Here is a 15357-nt window from a genome sequence, read left to right on the forward strand (position 1 = left end):
CTGCTACTTCAGCAGAACGGTCATTCCTATGTCGGCTAACCCGACGTTGTCAGGCAGTCCATAATCACAGCGCAAATCGATATCATGGGACATATGAGTAAATAGTGAACGCTTCGGTCGAAGCTCCTGAAGGAGCTCTAGTGCTTCCTTCACGTCATACACGGAGCGGGTCGAGAATTCCGCCTTCTCCTCGTAGAAGCTCGTTCCCAAAATGAGCAAATCCAATCCGTGAAGCAGCCCTTTTTGCTCCTCGGGGAGCGCAATGGCATCGGAGCAATAAGCCCATGCATAACCTTGCTTAGTCAGACGATAGGCGTAGGAAAAGCCATTTTTGCCATGAAATACCTTCCAGCCCTCGATATGCCATCCAGCCAATTGCAAGCCCTGATCCACAGCATGCATATCAAGCTGATCCGGCAGCCAGGGATATTGACGCAAAATCATATTGATCACTTCCCGTGGTGCATACAGCTGTCCTCGCTGATTTAACCAGCGGCAGGAGTCCGCCCATTCCGGCAGCCCGCCGATATGATCAAAATGCGCATGCGTCACCAGAATATGCTCTACAAAGCGGTGGCCATTCCGCTCCATAGCATCACGCCAATCCGGGCCGCAATCGATAAGGAATGTCCCGTCTACACTCTCAAGCATCACGGACGAGCGATATCGTCGATTGATGCCCTGTTGCCTCGCCTCCTGGCACACCCCGCATTCGCAATATACTCTAGGCACGCCCATTGCGTCTCCGGTTCCCCAGAACGTTAGTTGATCTGCCTTTCTAATCATCCTTTAGTTCACCCCGTAGTCAGCAAGCTGTATAATATATAGTCTTTTCTGGTTACTTTTTCAAATATTGTTGACTGCATTACCCTCTGCTTCTTCAGTCAACAACAACCGTCCTTATAACATGGACGGTTGTTCATATTATTAATATTCATAGTAGAATAAAATGATTATAGCATGTGCACAGGATTTAAATCATCACGGTTAACGGCTCGCCCTTCAGTGGATTTTCCACAATCCAGCTTTTCTCATCATTGAACAAATATGCGCGATGCACAAGCACTCTAACCTCTTGTCCTGCGTGAAGAGTTTCCTTCTCCAGTGAGCGGAACGTCGTTAGCTTATGCCCGCCGACCTCCACTTCTACGAGCCATTCGCTTCCCCGGAAGTGCAGATGCTTCACAACTCCCGGCGCCGTAGCGGATTTAAGGGTGAATTCCTGCTCCGTTCCTACCTCAATGTATTCTGGACGGATGAAGGCGCGGATTCCCGAAGCCTCCGCTTCCTTCTCAAAGCCTTTCAGGTCGGAGGCCCTCTCCACCAGCGTAGATTGGCCGATAAACGAAGCTACAAACGGCGTATGCGGCTCTTTATAGATATTCCAAGGGGTTCCCTTCTGCTCCAGGCGGCCCTGGTTAATAATCATAATTTCATCCGCTACCTCAATGGCCTCATCCTGATCATGCGTGACGAAAATGGAAGTAATCCCAACGCGCTCAATCAGCTCTCGAAGCCAGGAGCGCAGTTCCTGCCTAATCTTGGCATCGATCGCCGCAAACGGTTCATCCAGCAGCAGCAGCTGCGGCTCCGGCGCCAAAGCACGGGCAAAGGCGACACGCTGGCGCTGTCCTCCTGACAACTGATGCGGATACCGCTGTTCAAAGCCTTTTAGCCCTGTCAATTCAACTAACTCCATGACCCGTTCCTTAATCTTTGCTTTGGGAAACTTCTTGATCTGAAGGCCAAAGGCTATATTATCGAATACCGTCATATGCTTGAACAGTGCATAGCTTTGAAAAACGAAGCCGATCCCGCGCTCTTGCGGAGCAAGCCCGTTTACCCGCTGACCATGAAATATAATTTCTCCCGAATCGGGCTGTTCCAGACCTGCCAAAATGCGCAAAATAGAAGTTTTTCCCCCGCCGCTCGGCCCAAGCAGACCGATGAGCTGCCCCTTCTCGATTCCAAAGCTAACGTCTTTTACCGCATGAAAATTACCAAAATGTTTGTCCAAGTTCCTTACTTCTACATGCATTTCAGGTCACACCCTTTCGCTCCACCGCTTCATATATTATTCTTATGAATTTACTCGGTATTATCCCATAAAAATACTTTACCAAACCCTGCCTTTACCGTCAATCCATTACGTTTCGTTAATTTCAAAGCATTTCAAGTTAATTGCCCTGATACACACTGATATCCACATTCAAATCAACTCCCATAAGGCATTCATAAAGCAGTTATAAAGATAATGAATCCCAAAATGATCAACGTTAATCATTTTTTATATGAAAACGTTGACATTACCTCACATTTTATTTTATGATTAGTTTCGAGAGCAGGGATGTGAAAGGTGATGAGCATGTCAAAAGAGTCTTACAACAAGGTAACTGTAAAAACGCTAGCGGAAAAACTCGGTTTATCAGTAGCTACGATCGATCGAGCATTAAACCAGAGGGGGAATGTCAAAAAGGCGACATACGACAGAATTATGCAAGCTGTCGAGGAGCTGAACTATTCACCTAACAAGTCAGCAAGCTATTTATCTAGAAACAGGATGATTTCTATCGCAGTTATTTTTCAAACGTATCCCATCTATTTCTGGGAGCAAATTGAGATTGGCGTAAACAACGCCCTTCAAGAGCTGTCGCATTTCGGTCTTCAAGTCGATATCATTCGTACAATGAATACCAACATTGAAGAGCAGATCGACAAAATCAACGAAGTCGTCGACAGCGGGAAATACGACGGCATCGCCATCTCCTCCGATGGTTCCTTCGAGATCGCGGAGCTGATTGACAGAGCTGTTAACAGAGGCATTGCCACCTGCACGTTCAACACTGACTCTCCTATTAGTAAGCGCTTATTTTACGTGGGCTGCGACTATCGAGACGCAGGTAAATTAGCCGCGGAACTGCTGTGCAAATTTATCGGCCGCAAAGGGAAAACAGCCTTCATCCTCGAGACGGAGAACATGTTTCAGTTCCAGCAAAAGATCCTGGGCTTTCGCGAGGTCATCGGGCGTTACGACAACGTGCAAATGATCGGCCCTCTTAAGCTGGATCGGAATAATATCGAGGTCTCCATGGAAAACTTAATGAAAGACCAGCTTTCGGAGGTAGACGGCATTTATTTGGCTACCGGACAGCTTGCCGCCATGGCTCAATATATCGAGAATTGGGGATTGGACGCAGCTCTGATCGGTCATGACATGACCCCGGAAGTGCATGAGTATTTGCAGAAAGATGTCATTACGGCGACGATTTGCCAGGATCCGCATAATCAGGGCTATACCGCCGTCAAGATGTTGTTTGATCATTTGACTCGCCCAACTGACTTTATTCCATCCTTAAACTTAAGCAAACTTGAAGTTGCTCTTCGTGAAAACGCCAATTTTTTTCTATGATTTTTTATATTTTTTCGTAACTTAACACCCTTTACACCAAAATGATTAACGTACATCATTTGTAAATCATTCCAATCATGTTTCAACTCATTTTACAAACAAAGGGGCTCGTAAATATGAAAAAAAAGGCATCACTCATCCTCATTGCTATGATGATCTTCAGTCTCTTGCTTACCGCGTGCGGAGGAGATCAACAAAACGCCGGCAAGAACAACGAAAATAACGGCGGAGCCAAAAAGCAAGTCGCGTTCTGGTATTATTTTGGCGGAAATGAAGAAACTGCGCTTAAAGAAGCGATTCAAAAATACAACAGCTCGCAGGATCAATTTGAGGTTATCGGGCAATATGTGCCATTCGGCGATATGAAAAAAAGGCTGTCTGTAGGTTTGATGGGTGAAGAATTGCCGGATATTGTAACCGTTGACAACCCTGACCATGCCTCCTTTGCCGCTGCTGGTATTTTCGAAGATATTACGGAGCGCGTTAACGAGTGGGGTCAAGGCAGTCAATACCTCGAAGGCCCGCTGGAATCCGCCAAATACGACGGCAAGCTCTATGGTCTTCCATTCACGAGCAACACTCTTGCTCTCTTCTACAACACCGATATGTTCAAAGAAGCCGGAATTGCCCAGCCGCCAACAACCTGGGACGAGCTTCGCGAAACAGCGAAAAAATTAACGGTCGGCGACCGTTACGGCCTCGGGTTTGCTGCCGTTAAATCCGAAGAAGGCGCCTTCGACTTCCTTCCGTGGCTTCTGTCCACCGGCGCAAACTACGACAGCATCGATTCTCCCGAAGCTGCCCGCGCATTCTCTTTCCTAACGGATCTCATTAAAGACGGCTCCGTCAGCAAAGAGGTCATCAACCTGTCTAACAGCGATACCTTGAAGCAATTCTCCTCCGGCAAGCTGGCCATGATGGTAAATGGGCCTTGGAACATTGCCGGCGTAAAAGCAGATGCTCCTACCATGAACTTTGCCATTGCCAAGCTGCCGATTGACAAGCAGGAAGCTTCCGTCCTCGGCGGAGAGAATATCGCCATAATTAAGGGCAATAACGTTGATGGAGCCTGGGATTTCTTGAGATGGTTGTCCGAGGCTGACCAGTTGGAATCCTTCCTTGTGCAAACCGGCTACTTCTCGCCACGCAAAGATGTAGCTGAGAAGTCCGACCACTGGAAAAGCGACGATCATTTAAGTGGATTTCTAGAGCAAATGCAATCTGCACAGCCACGCGGTCCGCATCCAAAATGGCCTGAAATTTCATCCATTATGCAAGAAGCGTATCAAAAATCGTTCTCCATGGCGATGGATCCTGCCGCTGCAGCAGCAGAAGCCGGACAAAAAATCAAAGGCATTATCAATCCATAACATAGCGCTATCAGGCAATAAAGACTCCATTTCTCCTTCTCCAACGCCTTTTAATTAAGGTGAAGGAGAAGGACAATCCCTTAGAAAGGGGCAGTCCTTGTGGAATTAAACAAAAGAAATCTGCTGATCAGTCTGGCCTATGTCGTGCCAGCGCTTATTTTCATGCTTGTATTAATCGGTTATCCGCTCTTCTACAACATCAAAATCAGCTTTCAGCACCTGGATCTAATGACGCTAAACAACCCCGATATCGCGTTTGCAGGTCTCGACAATTATCGGAAAGTCATCGGTCTGGACTCTTTTCATATCGCGTTCAAGAATACTTTCTTCTTTACGTTCTGGAGCATCTTCCTCCAGTTTACGATCGGCTTTGCACTCGCCTTGTTCTTCAATATGAAATTCCGGTTGGCTGGGTTTCTAAGAGGCTTGACGCTCGTGTCCTATCTTGTTCCGATCGTCATCACGGCGCTCTTGTTCAAATTCATGTTCAACCAAAGCGTAGGGATCATCAACTACGCCCTGCTCTCCATCGGTTTCGTGGATCAGCCGATCGAATGGCTGACTCATCCGGAGCTCGCTATGTGGAGCGTCATTATCGCCAACGTCTGGGTTGGAGCACCATTTAACATGATGCTTCTCTCTACGGGACTATCCTCGCTGCCTGACGATATTTACGAGGCGGCCTCCATCGACGGCGCGAACAAATTCAAGCAGTTCGTGTATATGACTCTTCCGATGCTTCGTCCTGTCATTATGGTTGTCATCATGATGGGCTTCATCTTTACGTTTAAAGTATTCGACCTAATCTTCGTCATGACCGCCGGCGGACCCGTAAATGCGACGGAAGTGCTTTCGACCTTGGCTTATAAGTTGTCCTTCGATCAGTTCAACTTCTCACAAGGCGCAGCGGCTTCCAACATACTATTCTTCATTCTGTTCATAGTCAGTCTGATCTACTTGCGCATGGTTCGCAGCGATGAGGTGATGTAAAAATGGGAAGATCAAAAGAGCTAATATTAAGCATTGTTGGAATCGTCATTGTAGGTGCCCTCCTGTTCCCTATTTATTGGATGATCGTCAGTTCGTTCAAGGTGCAAGGGGAGATTTTCCAAATGCCGCCGACGCTTATTCCGAATGAATGGTATGTGGAAGGCTACACCTCGCAGCTCAGCGGCGCCCTTGGAAGAAGCTTTATTAACAGTTTAATCGTAGCCCTCAGCTCGATGGCAATTGTCGTCGTCCTCGCTATTCCCGCTTCCTACGGGCTTGCGAGATATCCGGTACCCGGCAAGAAATGGATGATTCTTTTCTTCCTAGTTACGCAAATGCTGCCGGTAACCGTAGTTCTAACGCCGTTATTTATTTTGTTCAAAAAGATGGCCCTGCTCAACAGCTTGGCCGCGCCCATTCTGGCTACAGCAACACTCGGGATTCCTTTCTCCGTGTTGATCCTCCGGACTTATTTCCTGAACGCGCCTAAAGAGCTGGAGGATGCGGCGATGATCGATGGTTGCAATCGATTCACGGCGTTCCTGAGAATCATGATTCCTATTTCTTATCCGGGAATCATCGTATCAGCTACGTTTTCCTTCTTATTCGCCTGGGGCGATTTGATTTACAGCATGACCTTCATAAGCGATTCCGCGATGTGGCCGTTAACGGCAGGCGTGTACAATTCCATGGGTAAATACGGCATTCAATGGAACAATCTGTTGTCCTTTGCCACAATAACCGTTCTTCCAGTTCTGGCCATGTTTATCGTATTGCAGCGATATATTATCAGCGGGCTTACTAACGGAGCGGTTAAATAATATAGATATAGGTGGGGAAATCCATGAAGCATTATCAAACTAGCAGACTCAATGAAGCTATCGATGTTAGCATTCCCTTTCATCAATCCGACACACTGAATTTTATGGGCGATCAGGTTACCGACTTTGATCCGCAAACGAGAAGCGGCCGGATCAAGTGGCTCCGCTCTACCCGCAAACCGAGACTTGCGTTCAACCAATATGACTTCTTTATTGAACCTACTCAATCTTGGGAGTTTCCGGTAGAATACCCGGAGTCTCCTGTAATGCCTTTTGATATTTCTTTTGTTACGCCAAGAACGGCACGCATTCGCATCCAAACGCGAAGAAAAGTAGCCAAGGAACAGCCTTCTCTCATGATTTCGGGAGAAATCAACGAGGATTCGACGTGGACATCGGCTACAAAAACCGATGATGGCTATATTTGGGAGAGCCAATTCGGAAAGGTCGAGCTTGGGCTTCATCCTTTCCACCTAACCTTTAAAGACGCGAACGGAAAAGTGCTGACGCAAACCTGGCATCATCAGGATACCTTCAGTTTGCAAAATATGTACCCTGTCCCTTTCTCATTTGCCCGTTCGATTCAGGATATGTCTCATAAAATCGCAGCTACCTTCAGCCTGTCTCCAGGCGAGAAAATTTACGGAACCGGCGAATCCTTTACCGGATTGAACAAGCGCGGTCAACGCGTCGATCTGTGGACTCGCGATTCGCTCAGCGTGCAAACTGGCGATATGTACAAGCCGATTCCTTTCTTCTTGAGCAGCAGGCAGTACGGCATGTTCATACATTCCACTGCGCCGATCACGCTCGATATCGGAAAAGAATACGATGCCGCCAATACGATTTATATGGACGACGACAGTCTGGACTTATTTTTCTTCTTCGGCGATCCGAAAGAGGTGCTGACCGAGTATACGGCTTTGACGGGCAGAAGTCCGCTTCCGCCGCTGTGGTCCTTCGGCCTGTGGATGAGCCGGATCACTTATGATTCGGAGGCTCAAACCCGGGAGGTAGCCCAAAAGCTGCTGGACAACCAAATTCCTTGCGACGTCATCCATCTGGATACGGGCTGGTTTGAAGAGGACTGGCGCTGTGATTACGAATTCTCTCACACCCGGTTTGACGATCCACAGAAAATGATTGATGACCTGCGCAAGCAGGGGCTGCGCGTCAGTCTGTGGCAAATTCCTTATTTCACGCCGACGAACCGCTACTTCCAGGAGCTGATCGATAAAGGGCTCGTTGTTACCGATCCTGACGGAAACCTGCCCACAGAGGATGCGATTCTCGACTTCAGCAATCCGGAAACGGTAGCCTGGTATCAGGAGAAAATCGCCGAGCTGCTCAAAATGGGCGTAAGCGCCATTAAAGCGGATTTTGGCGAAGGCGCGCCGATCTTTGGACGGTTCCATTCCGGCCAGAGCGGCCGACTGGAGCATAATTTGTATCCGCTCCGCTACAACAAAGCCGTTGCCGAGGTCACAGAGCAGGTTAACGGAGAAAGTATCATTTGGGCGCGCAGCGCCTGGGCCGGAAGCCAGCGCTATCCGATCCATTGGGGCGGCGATACGGAGAACACGGACTCCGCCATGCTGGCCTGCTTAAGAGCAGCCCTATCCATGGGACTAAGCGGCTTCACCTACTGGAGCCATGATATTGGCGGCTTCGTAAAGGAAAGCCCTGAGGCGCTGTACCGCCGCTGGATGCCTTTTGGTATGCTGACATCGCATAGTCGATGCCATGGCGCTCCTCCGAAGGAGCCTTGGGCTTACAGCGATTCATTCATGGATGACTTCCGCGCGGCTGCGGAAATGAAGTACAAGCTTATGCCGTACATTTATTCGCAGGCATATTTAAGCTCACAGGAAGGCCATCCTTTGCTCAGAGCGATGTTCCTGGAATTCCCGGATGATCCGACCTGCTGGATGATCGAGGATCAATACTTCTTCGGCTCCGACATTCTCGTCGCTCCACTATTTGAAGAAACGAATCAACGCATCATCTATTTGCCGAAAGGTCAATGGGTGGATTATCAAACTGGAACAGTATACGAAGGCCAGCAATGGCTAACGATCGAGGCGGGACAAATCCCGATCATTATGCTAGTTCGTGCTGGAACCGTCATCCCTCATGTCGAGCTCGCCTTAACGACGGATTACATCGATTGGGAGAATGTAAGCATGACTGCCTATACGGCAGACGGAATTACAAATGGTCAAGGCCGATTCTATCATCCGCTTCGCAGAGAATGGGTTGAAATGAACTAATCTATACGATAATCTTAATAAAACAACAAAGAAGCAGAATATTGCGATATCCTGCTTCTTTGTTTTGTCATCAATGATTCATTTCAGTTAGAACAATTGCTAAGGCTAAGGTGTATTTACAATTGGGAAGTTCATTACGTTATTAAAGTAATGTAATAAAGAATTACAGCTATGACAATGTAAATGAGTAAAGTGTGAATTGAAAACAAAAACGTCCTATGACGTCAAGCGGTAATTGCTCTGACTAAGCATTTTAACATGCGCAATGGCGGCGGGCATAATTTCTTCATATGTCAAACGATCTTGAATGTAAAATGAGATAAACCCGTGTACGCCTAAAAACATACTCAGCGGAAACGCCGGGTTATCTTCCATAGGATGTCTTTCCTGCTTCAGAAATTTCCTGACGATCGATTCGAATACATCGAAGCATTTTGCCTGCTCGCTACGACAATAGGCCAGTATCTCCTCGTCCCGGAGCATGAACATGATTTCATATTGATGCGGATGCTCAAGTCCAAATTTAATAAACACCAGCATTAATTGTTCAATTTTGGTCAGCCCGTCCATCGGTGGAGATTTTGTGACTTGGGTGCACAGCTGGGTCAGATGATTGAAGTCCTGCACCACGATGGCATAAAATAGCTCGGCCTTCTCCTTAAAATGATAATAAAGAGAGCCGTGGCTATATCCTAGATGCTGCCCGATGCTTCGCATCGATATTCCTCGGTAGCCCTTGGTAATAAACAAATGTCTGGCCGCATCCATTATTCTTTCCCTCGACAACTCCTGCTCTACTGCTCTTCTTGCCATAGGCATTATTCCCCTTCAATAAAGTAAACCTGGTTACCTTCCTTCAACACGACTTGTCCTTGAGTTAAATCGACTAACCAATCCTTAAAGGCTTCGGCTTCGCTATCCAGCGGGAGGCACAACAGTGTCACATTATCCGCAAAAGCGGTGTCTCCTGTGCGGATTTCGCGATTTCTAAGCTCGTTCTCCACCTTGCCCAGCCAGGTGTAATCAAGCTCGGCATATATTTCACGGTGTAGTAGCCGCGTAATAACTTCCCCCGCCTCGGTTGCCGCCACCGCGCCATCCGTATAGGCTCGGATCAAGCCGCCTGCGCCAAGCATGATACCGCCGAAATATCGGGTTACTACGATTGCTACGTTTTTGAGCCCCTGATGCTTAATGACTTCTAGAATGGGCTTGCCGGCTGTGCCGCTCGGCTCTCCGTCATCCGATTGCTTCTGGATTTCGTCCCGTTCTCCAATCATGTAGGCGGAACAGTTGTGGGTCGCATTCCAGTGCTTCTTCTTGATCTCTTCAATGAAGGCAATAGCTTCAGACTCGCTTTCTACCGGTTTGATATGTCCAATAAATCGCGACTTTTTAATAACGATTTCCTTCTCTCCGGCTCCGCGAACCGTCTTGTAACGCTCTAGCATAATACATCATCCTTATAGAATGTGCCAAGAAGCAGCCCAACCGGAGCTAACCGGTGAACTGCTTCCCTGGCGCTGATATCTTCTGGCTAAACAATGTAGTATCTTGTCCTTTTGAACCTGCTTAATGATCTTATTCGGACAATCTTGCTTCCAGTTCTGCTTTTTCTTTCTCAAAGCCCGGCTTGCCGAGCAATGCAAACATATTCTTCTTGTAGGCTTCAACACCCGGCTGATCGAACGGATTCACTCCAAGCAGATAGCCGCTGATGCCACAAGCTTTTTCAAAGAAATATACGAGATAGCCAAAGGAGTAAGGCGTCAAGTCCGGTACGTTAACGATCAGGTTCGGCACTTGTCCATCCGTATGAGCGAGCAGCGTGCCTTGGAACGCCTTCTTGTTCACGAAATCCAGTGTCTTGCCTGCGAGGAAGTTCAAGCCGTCCAGATCGGCTGGATCGGATTCAATCGTAATATGGCTAGGCACTTCCGTCACTTGAATGACCGTTTCAAAAATATTCCGGTTCCCTTCTTGAATGAACTGTCCCATCGAGTGAAGATCTGTACTGAAGTCGACTGAAGCCGGGTAAATCCCTTTGTAGTCTTTGCCTTCGCTCTCGCCGAACAGCTGCTTCCACCATTCGGACACATAATGGAGGGAAGGCTCATAGTTGACAAGAATTTCCGTTACTTTACCTTTGCGGTACAAGGCATTGCGGACTGCCGCATATTGATAGCTGGCGTTCTCTGCCAGATTAGGGTTGCTGAATTCTTTAGCAGCTTCAGCCGCCCCTTGCATCATTTCTTCGATGTTAATGCCAGCGGTAGCGATAGGCAGAAGCCCTACAGCAGTAAGTACGGAATAACGTCCGCCTACATCGTCTGGAATAATAAAGGTCTCGTAGCCTTCTTCCGTCGACAGCTTCTTAAGAGCGCCTTTCTCGCGATCCGTTGTAGCGTAAATGCGTTTGCGAGCCTCTTCCTTGCCATACTTCTTCTCTAGCGCCGCGCGGAAAATACGGAATGCAATCGCTGGCTCTGTCGTCGTTCCGGACTTGGAAATGACGTTGACCGAAAAGTCCTTGCCTTCAATCAAATCGAGCAAATGATTTACATAGGTGGAGCTTATATTGTTACCGGCAAAATAGATTTCCGGGGTTTTGCGTTTGTCTTTCGGAAGCAAATTGTAAAAAGAATGTGACAGCGATTCGATCGCTGCACGAGCACCAAGATAGGACCCGCCGATTCCAATGACGATCAATACGTCGGAATCGCTTTGGATCTTCGCAGCAGCCTTCTGAATGCGGCTGAATTCTTCTTTATCATACTCTGTCGGCAGATTGATCCAGCCGAGATAATCAGAGCCTGCCCCCGTTCCGTTATGTAACTGATCATGAGCTAAACGCACCGACTCCGTCAAATAATCGATCTCGTGCTGCCCTACAAATTCAAGAGCTTTGCTGTAATCAAAAGTGACTTTTTTAGACATGGTAAATCATTCCTCCGTCTACACAATATTGTTCTATCTCACTGCTCTATCCACAATTAACTTACACCTAGGATACTGTAAATTCCGGGTGAAGACAAGGCACAATATGCAGTATTCCTATAGTCGTGCTAAAATAATTAAATGCTGTTCAATTCCTTATAGAAGGTGATTGTTATGAAAAAAATCGGTTTTATCGGACTCGGCACGATGGGCGCTCCCATGGCCGCGAATTTACTTAAACAAGGTTATCAGGTAACCGTGTTCAATCGTACAGCGGAAAAAGCTGAGCCGCTTGTTCAGCAAGGCGCGGTGCTGGCAGCCACTCCAAAGGAAACGGCGCTGGCGGCCGACACCGTCATCACGATGGTCAGCGACGATGCCTCAATTGCTGCTGTTTATGAAGGCGATGACGGTGTTCTGCAGGGCCTTCGTCCAGGCAGCACTGTGATCGATTGCAGCACGATTTCTCCTGCGCTTGTCCGCCAATTGGCGAGTGAGATTACTCGGCTTGGCGGCCAGTTCCTCGATGCGCCTGTAACTGGCAGTTCCCCGGCGGCCCATGCGGGAACGCTTGTATTCATGATCGGCGGATCAGCCGAAGCGCTGGCCGAGCAGCGGGATATCTTCGAAACGATGGGCCAAAAAATACTCCATATGGGCCCGAACGGCAGCGGAGCTGTCGCCAAGCTGGCGCACAACACGATCGTCGGCATCAACAACCTGGCTCTGGCCGAGGGCTTTGCCATCGCAGCCAAATCCGGGCTGCCTGCCGATCTTTTCCTCGAGCTCGTCCAGAACGGCTCCGCAGGCAGCAAGCAAGCAGAGCTTAAGGGACGAAAAATCATCGAGCATGACTTCACCAACCAGTTCTCCCTTTCGCTGATGCTCAAAGACTTGAAGCTGGCCTCCTCGATGACGGACGGTGCGAGTATTCCAGCCCCGATGCTGAACATGGCTAAAAGCCTGTTCCAGGCCGGCCAGACTGAGGGCTACGGCGATGAGGATCTATCCTCCGTCGTCAAGCTGTACGAAGCATGGATCGGCCAAAAAATCGGCGGCAGCAAGCTGGAGCCGAAGCAATAATGCAACCCCCTGGGCGTGTGAACTTCGCGCCTGGCTAGCTAGCCCAGAGCAAGAAAGGCAGGCCCATGCGATATGCGCGGTGCCTGCCTTTTTATGCTATCCGACAAAATCTATTTCAGTTGCTCCTTAACATGCTTCACAACGTTTTCAACGGTAAAGCCATACTCTGCGATCACTTTATCGCCAGGGGCAGATGCGCCGAACGTGTCAATGCCGATAATGGAGCCCTTCTCGCCAGCGTAACGCTCCCATCCAAACGGATGTGCCATTTCAATAGCTACGCGTGCTTTAACGTCTGGAAGAATGACAGAATCCTTGTAAGCTTGATCCTGTTTGTCGAACAGATCCCAGCTGGACAAGCTGACAACGCGAACATGAATGCCTTCTTCGGCAAGCGCTGCTTGCGCTCTTACTGCCAATTGCACTTCAGAACCAGATGCAATCAGCTGAGCTACCGGTTTGCCATCCTTCGCATCGGATACAACATAGCCGCCGCGCTTCACGCCTTCGCGGGCTTTCTCTGCAGTGCCTTCGAGCACAGGCAGGTTTTGACGAGTCAACACCAAGGCTACCGGGTTGCCTTTGTTTTCAACAGCATAAGCCCAAGCCGCAGAGGTCTCGTTGCCATCCGCTGGACGAATCACCGTCAAGTTAGGAATAATGCGCAAGGAAGCCAGTTGCTCGATCGGCTCGTGCGTTGGCCCATCCTCACCGACAGCGATACTGTCGTGCGTCAGAACGTAAGTGACCGGTAGTCCCATAAGCGCAGACAGACGCACTGCAGGACGCAAGTAGTCCGTAAAGACGAAGAACGTACCGCCGAAAATTTTAAGGCCGCTATGAAGCGCAATACCGTTCATTGCAGCAGCCATGGCGAATTCGCGAACCCCGAAATATAGGTTGCGGCCATCGCGGGACTGAGGTGTATAAACCGTCAAACCTTTCAAGTGAGTCATCGTCGAGCTCTCTAGGTCAGCAGATCCGCCAAGAAGCTGAGGTACTCCGCTAGTCAGGCCGTTAAGCGCATTACCGGAAGCAACGCGGGTGGACAGCGGTTTGTCCTCTGAGCTGTATTTAGGAAGATCGGCATCCCAGCCCTCTGGAAGATCGCCTGCAATAGCAAGCTCGAATTGAGCTGCAAGCTCAGGGAATTCCGCTTTATACTTCGCGAACTGCTCCTCCCAAGCCTTGTTTGCCGCAATACCGCGCTCTTTCACTTTGGCAAAGTGCTCGCGCACTTCTTCAGGCACATAGAAGTCCTCTTCATATACCCATTTATAATATTCTTTCGTCAGCTTCGCTTCATCAGCGCCAAGCGGAGAACCATGAGTTCCTCCGGAACCGCCCTTACCTTGCTTGTTCGGGCTTCCGTAACCAATAACGGTCTTTACTTCGATCAAAGTAGGACGCTCGGTATCCGCCTTGGCTTCAGCAATAGCTTTCTCAATTGCATTCAAATCATTTCCATCTTCCACAAGCAGCGTTTGCCAGCCATAAGCGTCAAAACGCTGTCTGACATTCTCGGAGAAGCTGAGATTCAATTCACCATCCAGGGTGATGTCATTAGAGTCGTACAGGAAGATCAGCTTGCCAAGCTTCAGATGACCTGCGAGGGAAGCTGCTTCACTAGCAACGCCTTCCATCAGGTCTCCGTCACCGCAAATACCGTAAGTATAGTGGTCGACAATTTTGTAATCGTCTTTGTTATAAGTAGCTGCCAATTGAGTTTCGGCCATAGCCATACCTACTGCCATCGCAATACCTTGTCCCAACGGCCCTGTCGTCGCGTCTACCCCTGCCGTATGTCCGAACTCAGGGTGGCCCGGCGTTTTACTGCCCCATTGGCGGAATTGCTTAAGATCGTCGAGCGAAAGATCATAACCGCTCAAGTGCAGCAGGCTGTACAGCAGCATAGATCCGTGTCCAGCGGACAATACGAAACGGTCGCGATTGATCCAGGATGGTTGATCTGGATTATGCGTCATCGTCTTGGCGAACAGCTGGTACCCCATTGGCGCTGCCCCCATCGGCATTCCTGGATGACCCGACTTAGCTTTCTCGATCGCATCTATGGCTAGAGTACGAATCGTAGTAATCGACAGATTTTCGATGACCTTGTTGTCTGAAAGTGGCATTCTAGCTTCCTCCTTAGTTATGAAGAAATACGTTTCTAGTTACAAAACAATCACTTTGAAAAAATCATTTTGACTTTATATATTGTAACACGGTTTAAAGCACCTTTCCATATCCCTTTTTGTCATACCCTGCCCCGGATGATGACTTTTTTATGCATCCTGCCGAAAAGCGGGGGAAATTGGACAAATGCATCGAAAAATCCCTAAGACAGGTTGCGCCCTGGTGCCTTCGGTCATGCGCGGTTACATGTACGCGCGCAAGGGCTCGTGCGGGACGGCGGCATTGCGCCGCCCGCAAGCAGCCCCGCATGGGCAATGCCATCCGCCCATGCTAGCGCTTGC

General features: G+C 48.8%; 12 protein-coding genes. 6 read left to right on the top strand and 6 right to left on the bottom strand.

Annotation, left to right across the window (positions count from 1 at the left end):
* Positions 1–3: 3 nt before the first annotated feature.
* Complete coding sequence (locus tag CZ379_RS22765) at positions 4–786, bottom strand: MBL fold metallo-hydrolase (protein ID WP_234404984.1); 783 nt, start codon at positions 784–786, stop codon at positions 4–6.
* A 187-nt stretch (positions 787–973) separates the two neighbouring features.
* Positions 974–2038, bottom strand: coding sequence for a sulfate/molybdate ABC transporter ATP-binding protein (locus CZ379_RS22770; protein WP_110933705.1), 1065 nt, complete (start codon positions 2036–2038; stop codon positions 974–976).
* Between the two features lie 321 nt (positions 2039–2359).
* Between CZ379_RS22770 and CZ379_RS22775 the strand changes: the two genes are divergently transcribed.
* The 5 genes from CZ379_RS22775 (at position 2360) to CZ379_RS22795 (ending at position 8860) form a co-directional block, all read left to right on the top strand.
* A complete protein-coding gene (locus CZ379_RS22775) occupies positions 2360–3409 on the top strand; it encodes a LacI family DNA-binding transcriptional regulator (protein WP_110933706.1) in 1050 nt (349 codons plus the stop codon).
* 116 nt (positions 3410–3525) lie between these two features.
* Positions 3526–4779, top strand: a complete 1254-nt coding sequence (locus CZ379_RS22780; protein WP_110933707.1) for an ABC transporter substrate-binding protein — start codon at positions 3526–3528, stop codon at positions 4777–4779.
* 99 nt (positions 4780–4878) lie between these two features.
* Positions 4879–5769: a carbohydrate ABC transporter permease gene (locus tag CZ379_RS22785; protein ID WP_110933708.1), complete on the top strand. Its 891-nt coding sequence runs from the start codon at positions 4879–4881 to the stop codon at positions 5767–5769.
* 2 nt (positions 5770–5771) lie between these two features.
* Complete coding sequence (locus CZ379_RS22790) at positions 5772–6590, top strand: carbohydrate ABC transporter permease (RefSeq protein ID WP_110933709.1); 819 nt, start codon at positions 5772–5774, stop codon at positions 6588–6590.
* 23 nt (positions 6591–6613) lie between these two features.
* Positions 6614–8860 (top strand): glycoside hydrolase family 31 protein, encoded by a 2247-nt coding sequence (locus CZ379_RS22795; RefSeq protein WP_110933710.1) that lies wholly within the window; start codon positions 6614–6616, stop codon positions 8858–8860.
* 216 nt (positions 8861–9076) lie between these two features.
* Here CZ379_RS22795 and CZ379_RS22800 read toward each other — a convergent pair whose 3' ends face one another.
* The 3 genes from CZ379_RS22800 to CZ379_RS22810 form a co-directional block, all read right to left on the bottom strand.
* Positions 9077–9673: a TetR/AcrR family transcriptional regulator gene (locus tag CZ379_RS22800; RefSeq protein WP_110933711.1), complete on the bottom strand. Its 597-nt coding sequence runs from the start codon at positions 9671–9673 to the stop codon at positions 9077–9079.
* A 5-nt stretch (positions 9674–9678) separates the two neighbouring features.
* Positions 9679–10311, bottom strand: coding sequence for a YigZ family protein (locus CZ379_RS22805; protein WP_110933712.1), 633 nt, complete (start codon positions 10309–10311; stop codon positions 9679–9681).
* 130 nt (positions 10312–10441) lie between these two features.
* Positions 10442–11797, bottom strand: a complete 1356-nt coding sequence (locus CZ379_RS22810; RefSeq protein ID WP_110933713.1) for a glucose-6-phosphate isomerase — start codon at positions 11795–11797, stop codon at positions 10442–10444.
* Between the two features lie 174 nt (positions 11798–11971).
* Here CZ379_RS22810 and CZ379_RS22815 point away from each other — a divergent pair, with 174 nt between their 5' ends.
* A complete protein-coding gene (locus tag CZ379_RS22815; RefSeq protein ID WP_110933714.1) occupies positions 11972–12880 on the top strand; it encodes an NAD(P)-dependent oxidoreductase in 909 nt (302 codons plus the stop codon).
* A 110-nt stretch (positions 12881–12990) separates the two neighbouring features.
* Here CZ379_RS22815 and tkt read toward each other — a convergent pair whose 3' ends face one another.
* Positions 12991–15015: a transketolase gene (tkt, locus tag CZ379_RS22820; protein ID WP_110933715.1), complete on the bottom strand. Its 2025-nt coding sequence runs from the start codon at positions 15013–15015 to the stop codon at positions 12991–12993.
* Positions 15016–15357: the final 342 nt, after the last annotated feature.

It is taken from the genome of Paenibacillus bouchesdurhonensis (assembly GCF_900155685.1).
Taxonomy (GTDB): Bacteria; Bacillota; Bacilli; order Paenibacillales; family Paenibacillaceae; genus Fontibacillus; species Fontibacillus bouchesdurhonensis.

What these genes read in the sequence shown, in the direction of transcription:
- CZ379_RS22765 (WP_234404984.1), bottom strand. Translation starts at nt 786, where the DNA reads ATGATTAGAAAGGCAGATCAACTAACGTTCTGGGGAACCGGAGACGCA.
- CZ379_RS22770 (WP_110933705.1), bottom strand. Translation starts at nt 2,038, where the DNA reads ATGCATGTAGAAGTAAGGAACTTGGACAAACATTTTGGTAATTTTCAT.
- CZ379_RS22775 (WP_110933706.1), top strand. Translation starts at nt 2,360, where the DNA reads ATGAGCATGTCAAAAGAGTCTTACAACAAGGTAACTGTAAAAACGCTA.
- CZ379_RS22780 (WP_110933707.1), top strand. Translation starts at nt 3,526, where the DNA reads ATGAAAAAAAAGGCATCACTCATCCTCATTGCTATGATGATCTTCAGT.
- CZ379_RS22790 (WP_110933709.1), top strand. Translation starts at nt 5,772, where the DNA reads ATGGGAAGATCAAAAGAGCTAATATTAAGCATTGTTGGAATCGTCATT.
- CZ379_RS22795 (WP_110933710.1), top strand. Translation starts at nt 6,614, where the DNA reads ATGAAGCATTATCAAACTAGCAGACTCAATGAAGCTATCGATGTTAGC.
- CZ379_RS22800 (WP_110933711.1), bottom strand. Translation starts at nt 9,673, where the DNA reads ATGGCAAGAAGAGCAGTAGAGCAGGAGTTGTCGAGGGAAAGAATAATG.
- CZ379_RS22805 (WP_110933712.1), bottom strand. Translation starts at nt 10,311, where the DNA reads ATGCTAGAGCGTTACAAGACGGTTCGCGGAGCCGGAGAGAAGGAAATC.
- CZ379_RS22810 (WP_110933713.1), bottom strand. Translation starts at nt 11,797, where the DNA reads ATGTCTAAAAAAGTCACTTTTGATTACAGCAAAGCTCTTGAATTTGTA.
- CZ379_RS22815 (WP_110933714.1), top strand. Translation starts at nt 11,972, where the DNA reads ATGAAAAAAATCGGTTTTATCGGACTCGGCACGATGGGCGCTCCCATG.
- tkt (WP_110933715.1), bottom strand. Translation starts at nt 15,015, where the DNA reads ATGCCACTTTCAGACAACAAGGTCATCGAAAATCTGTCGATTACTACG.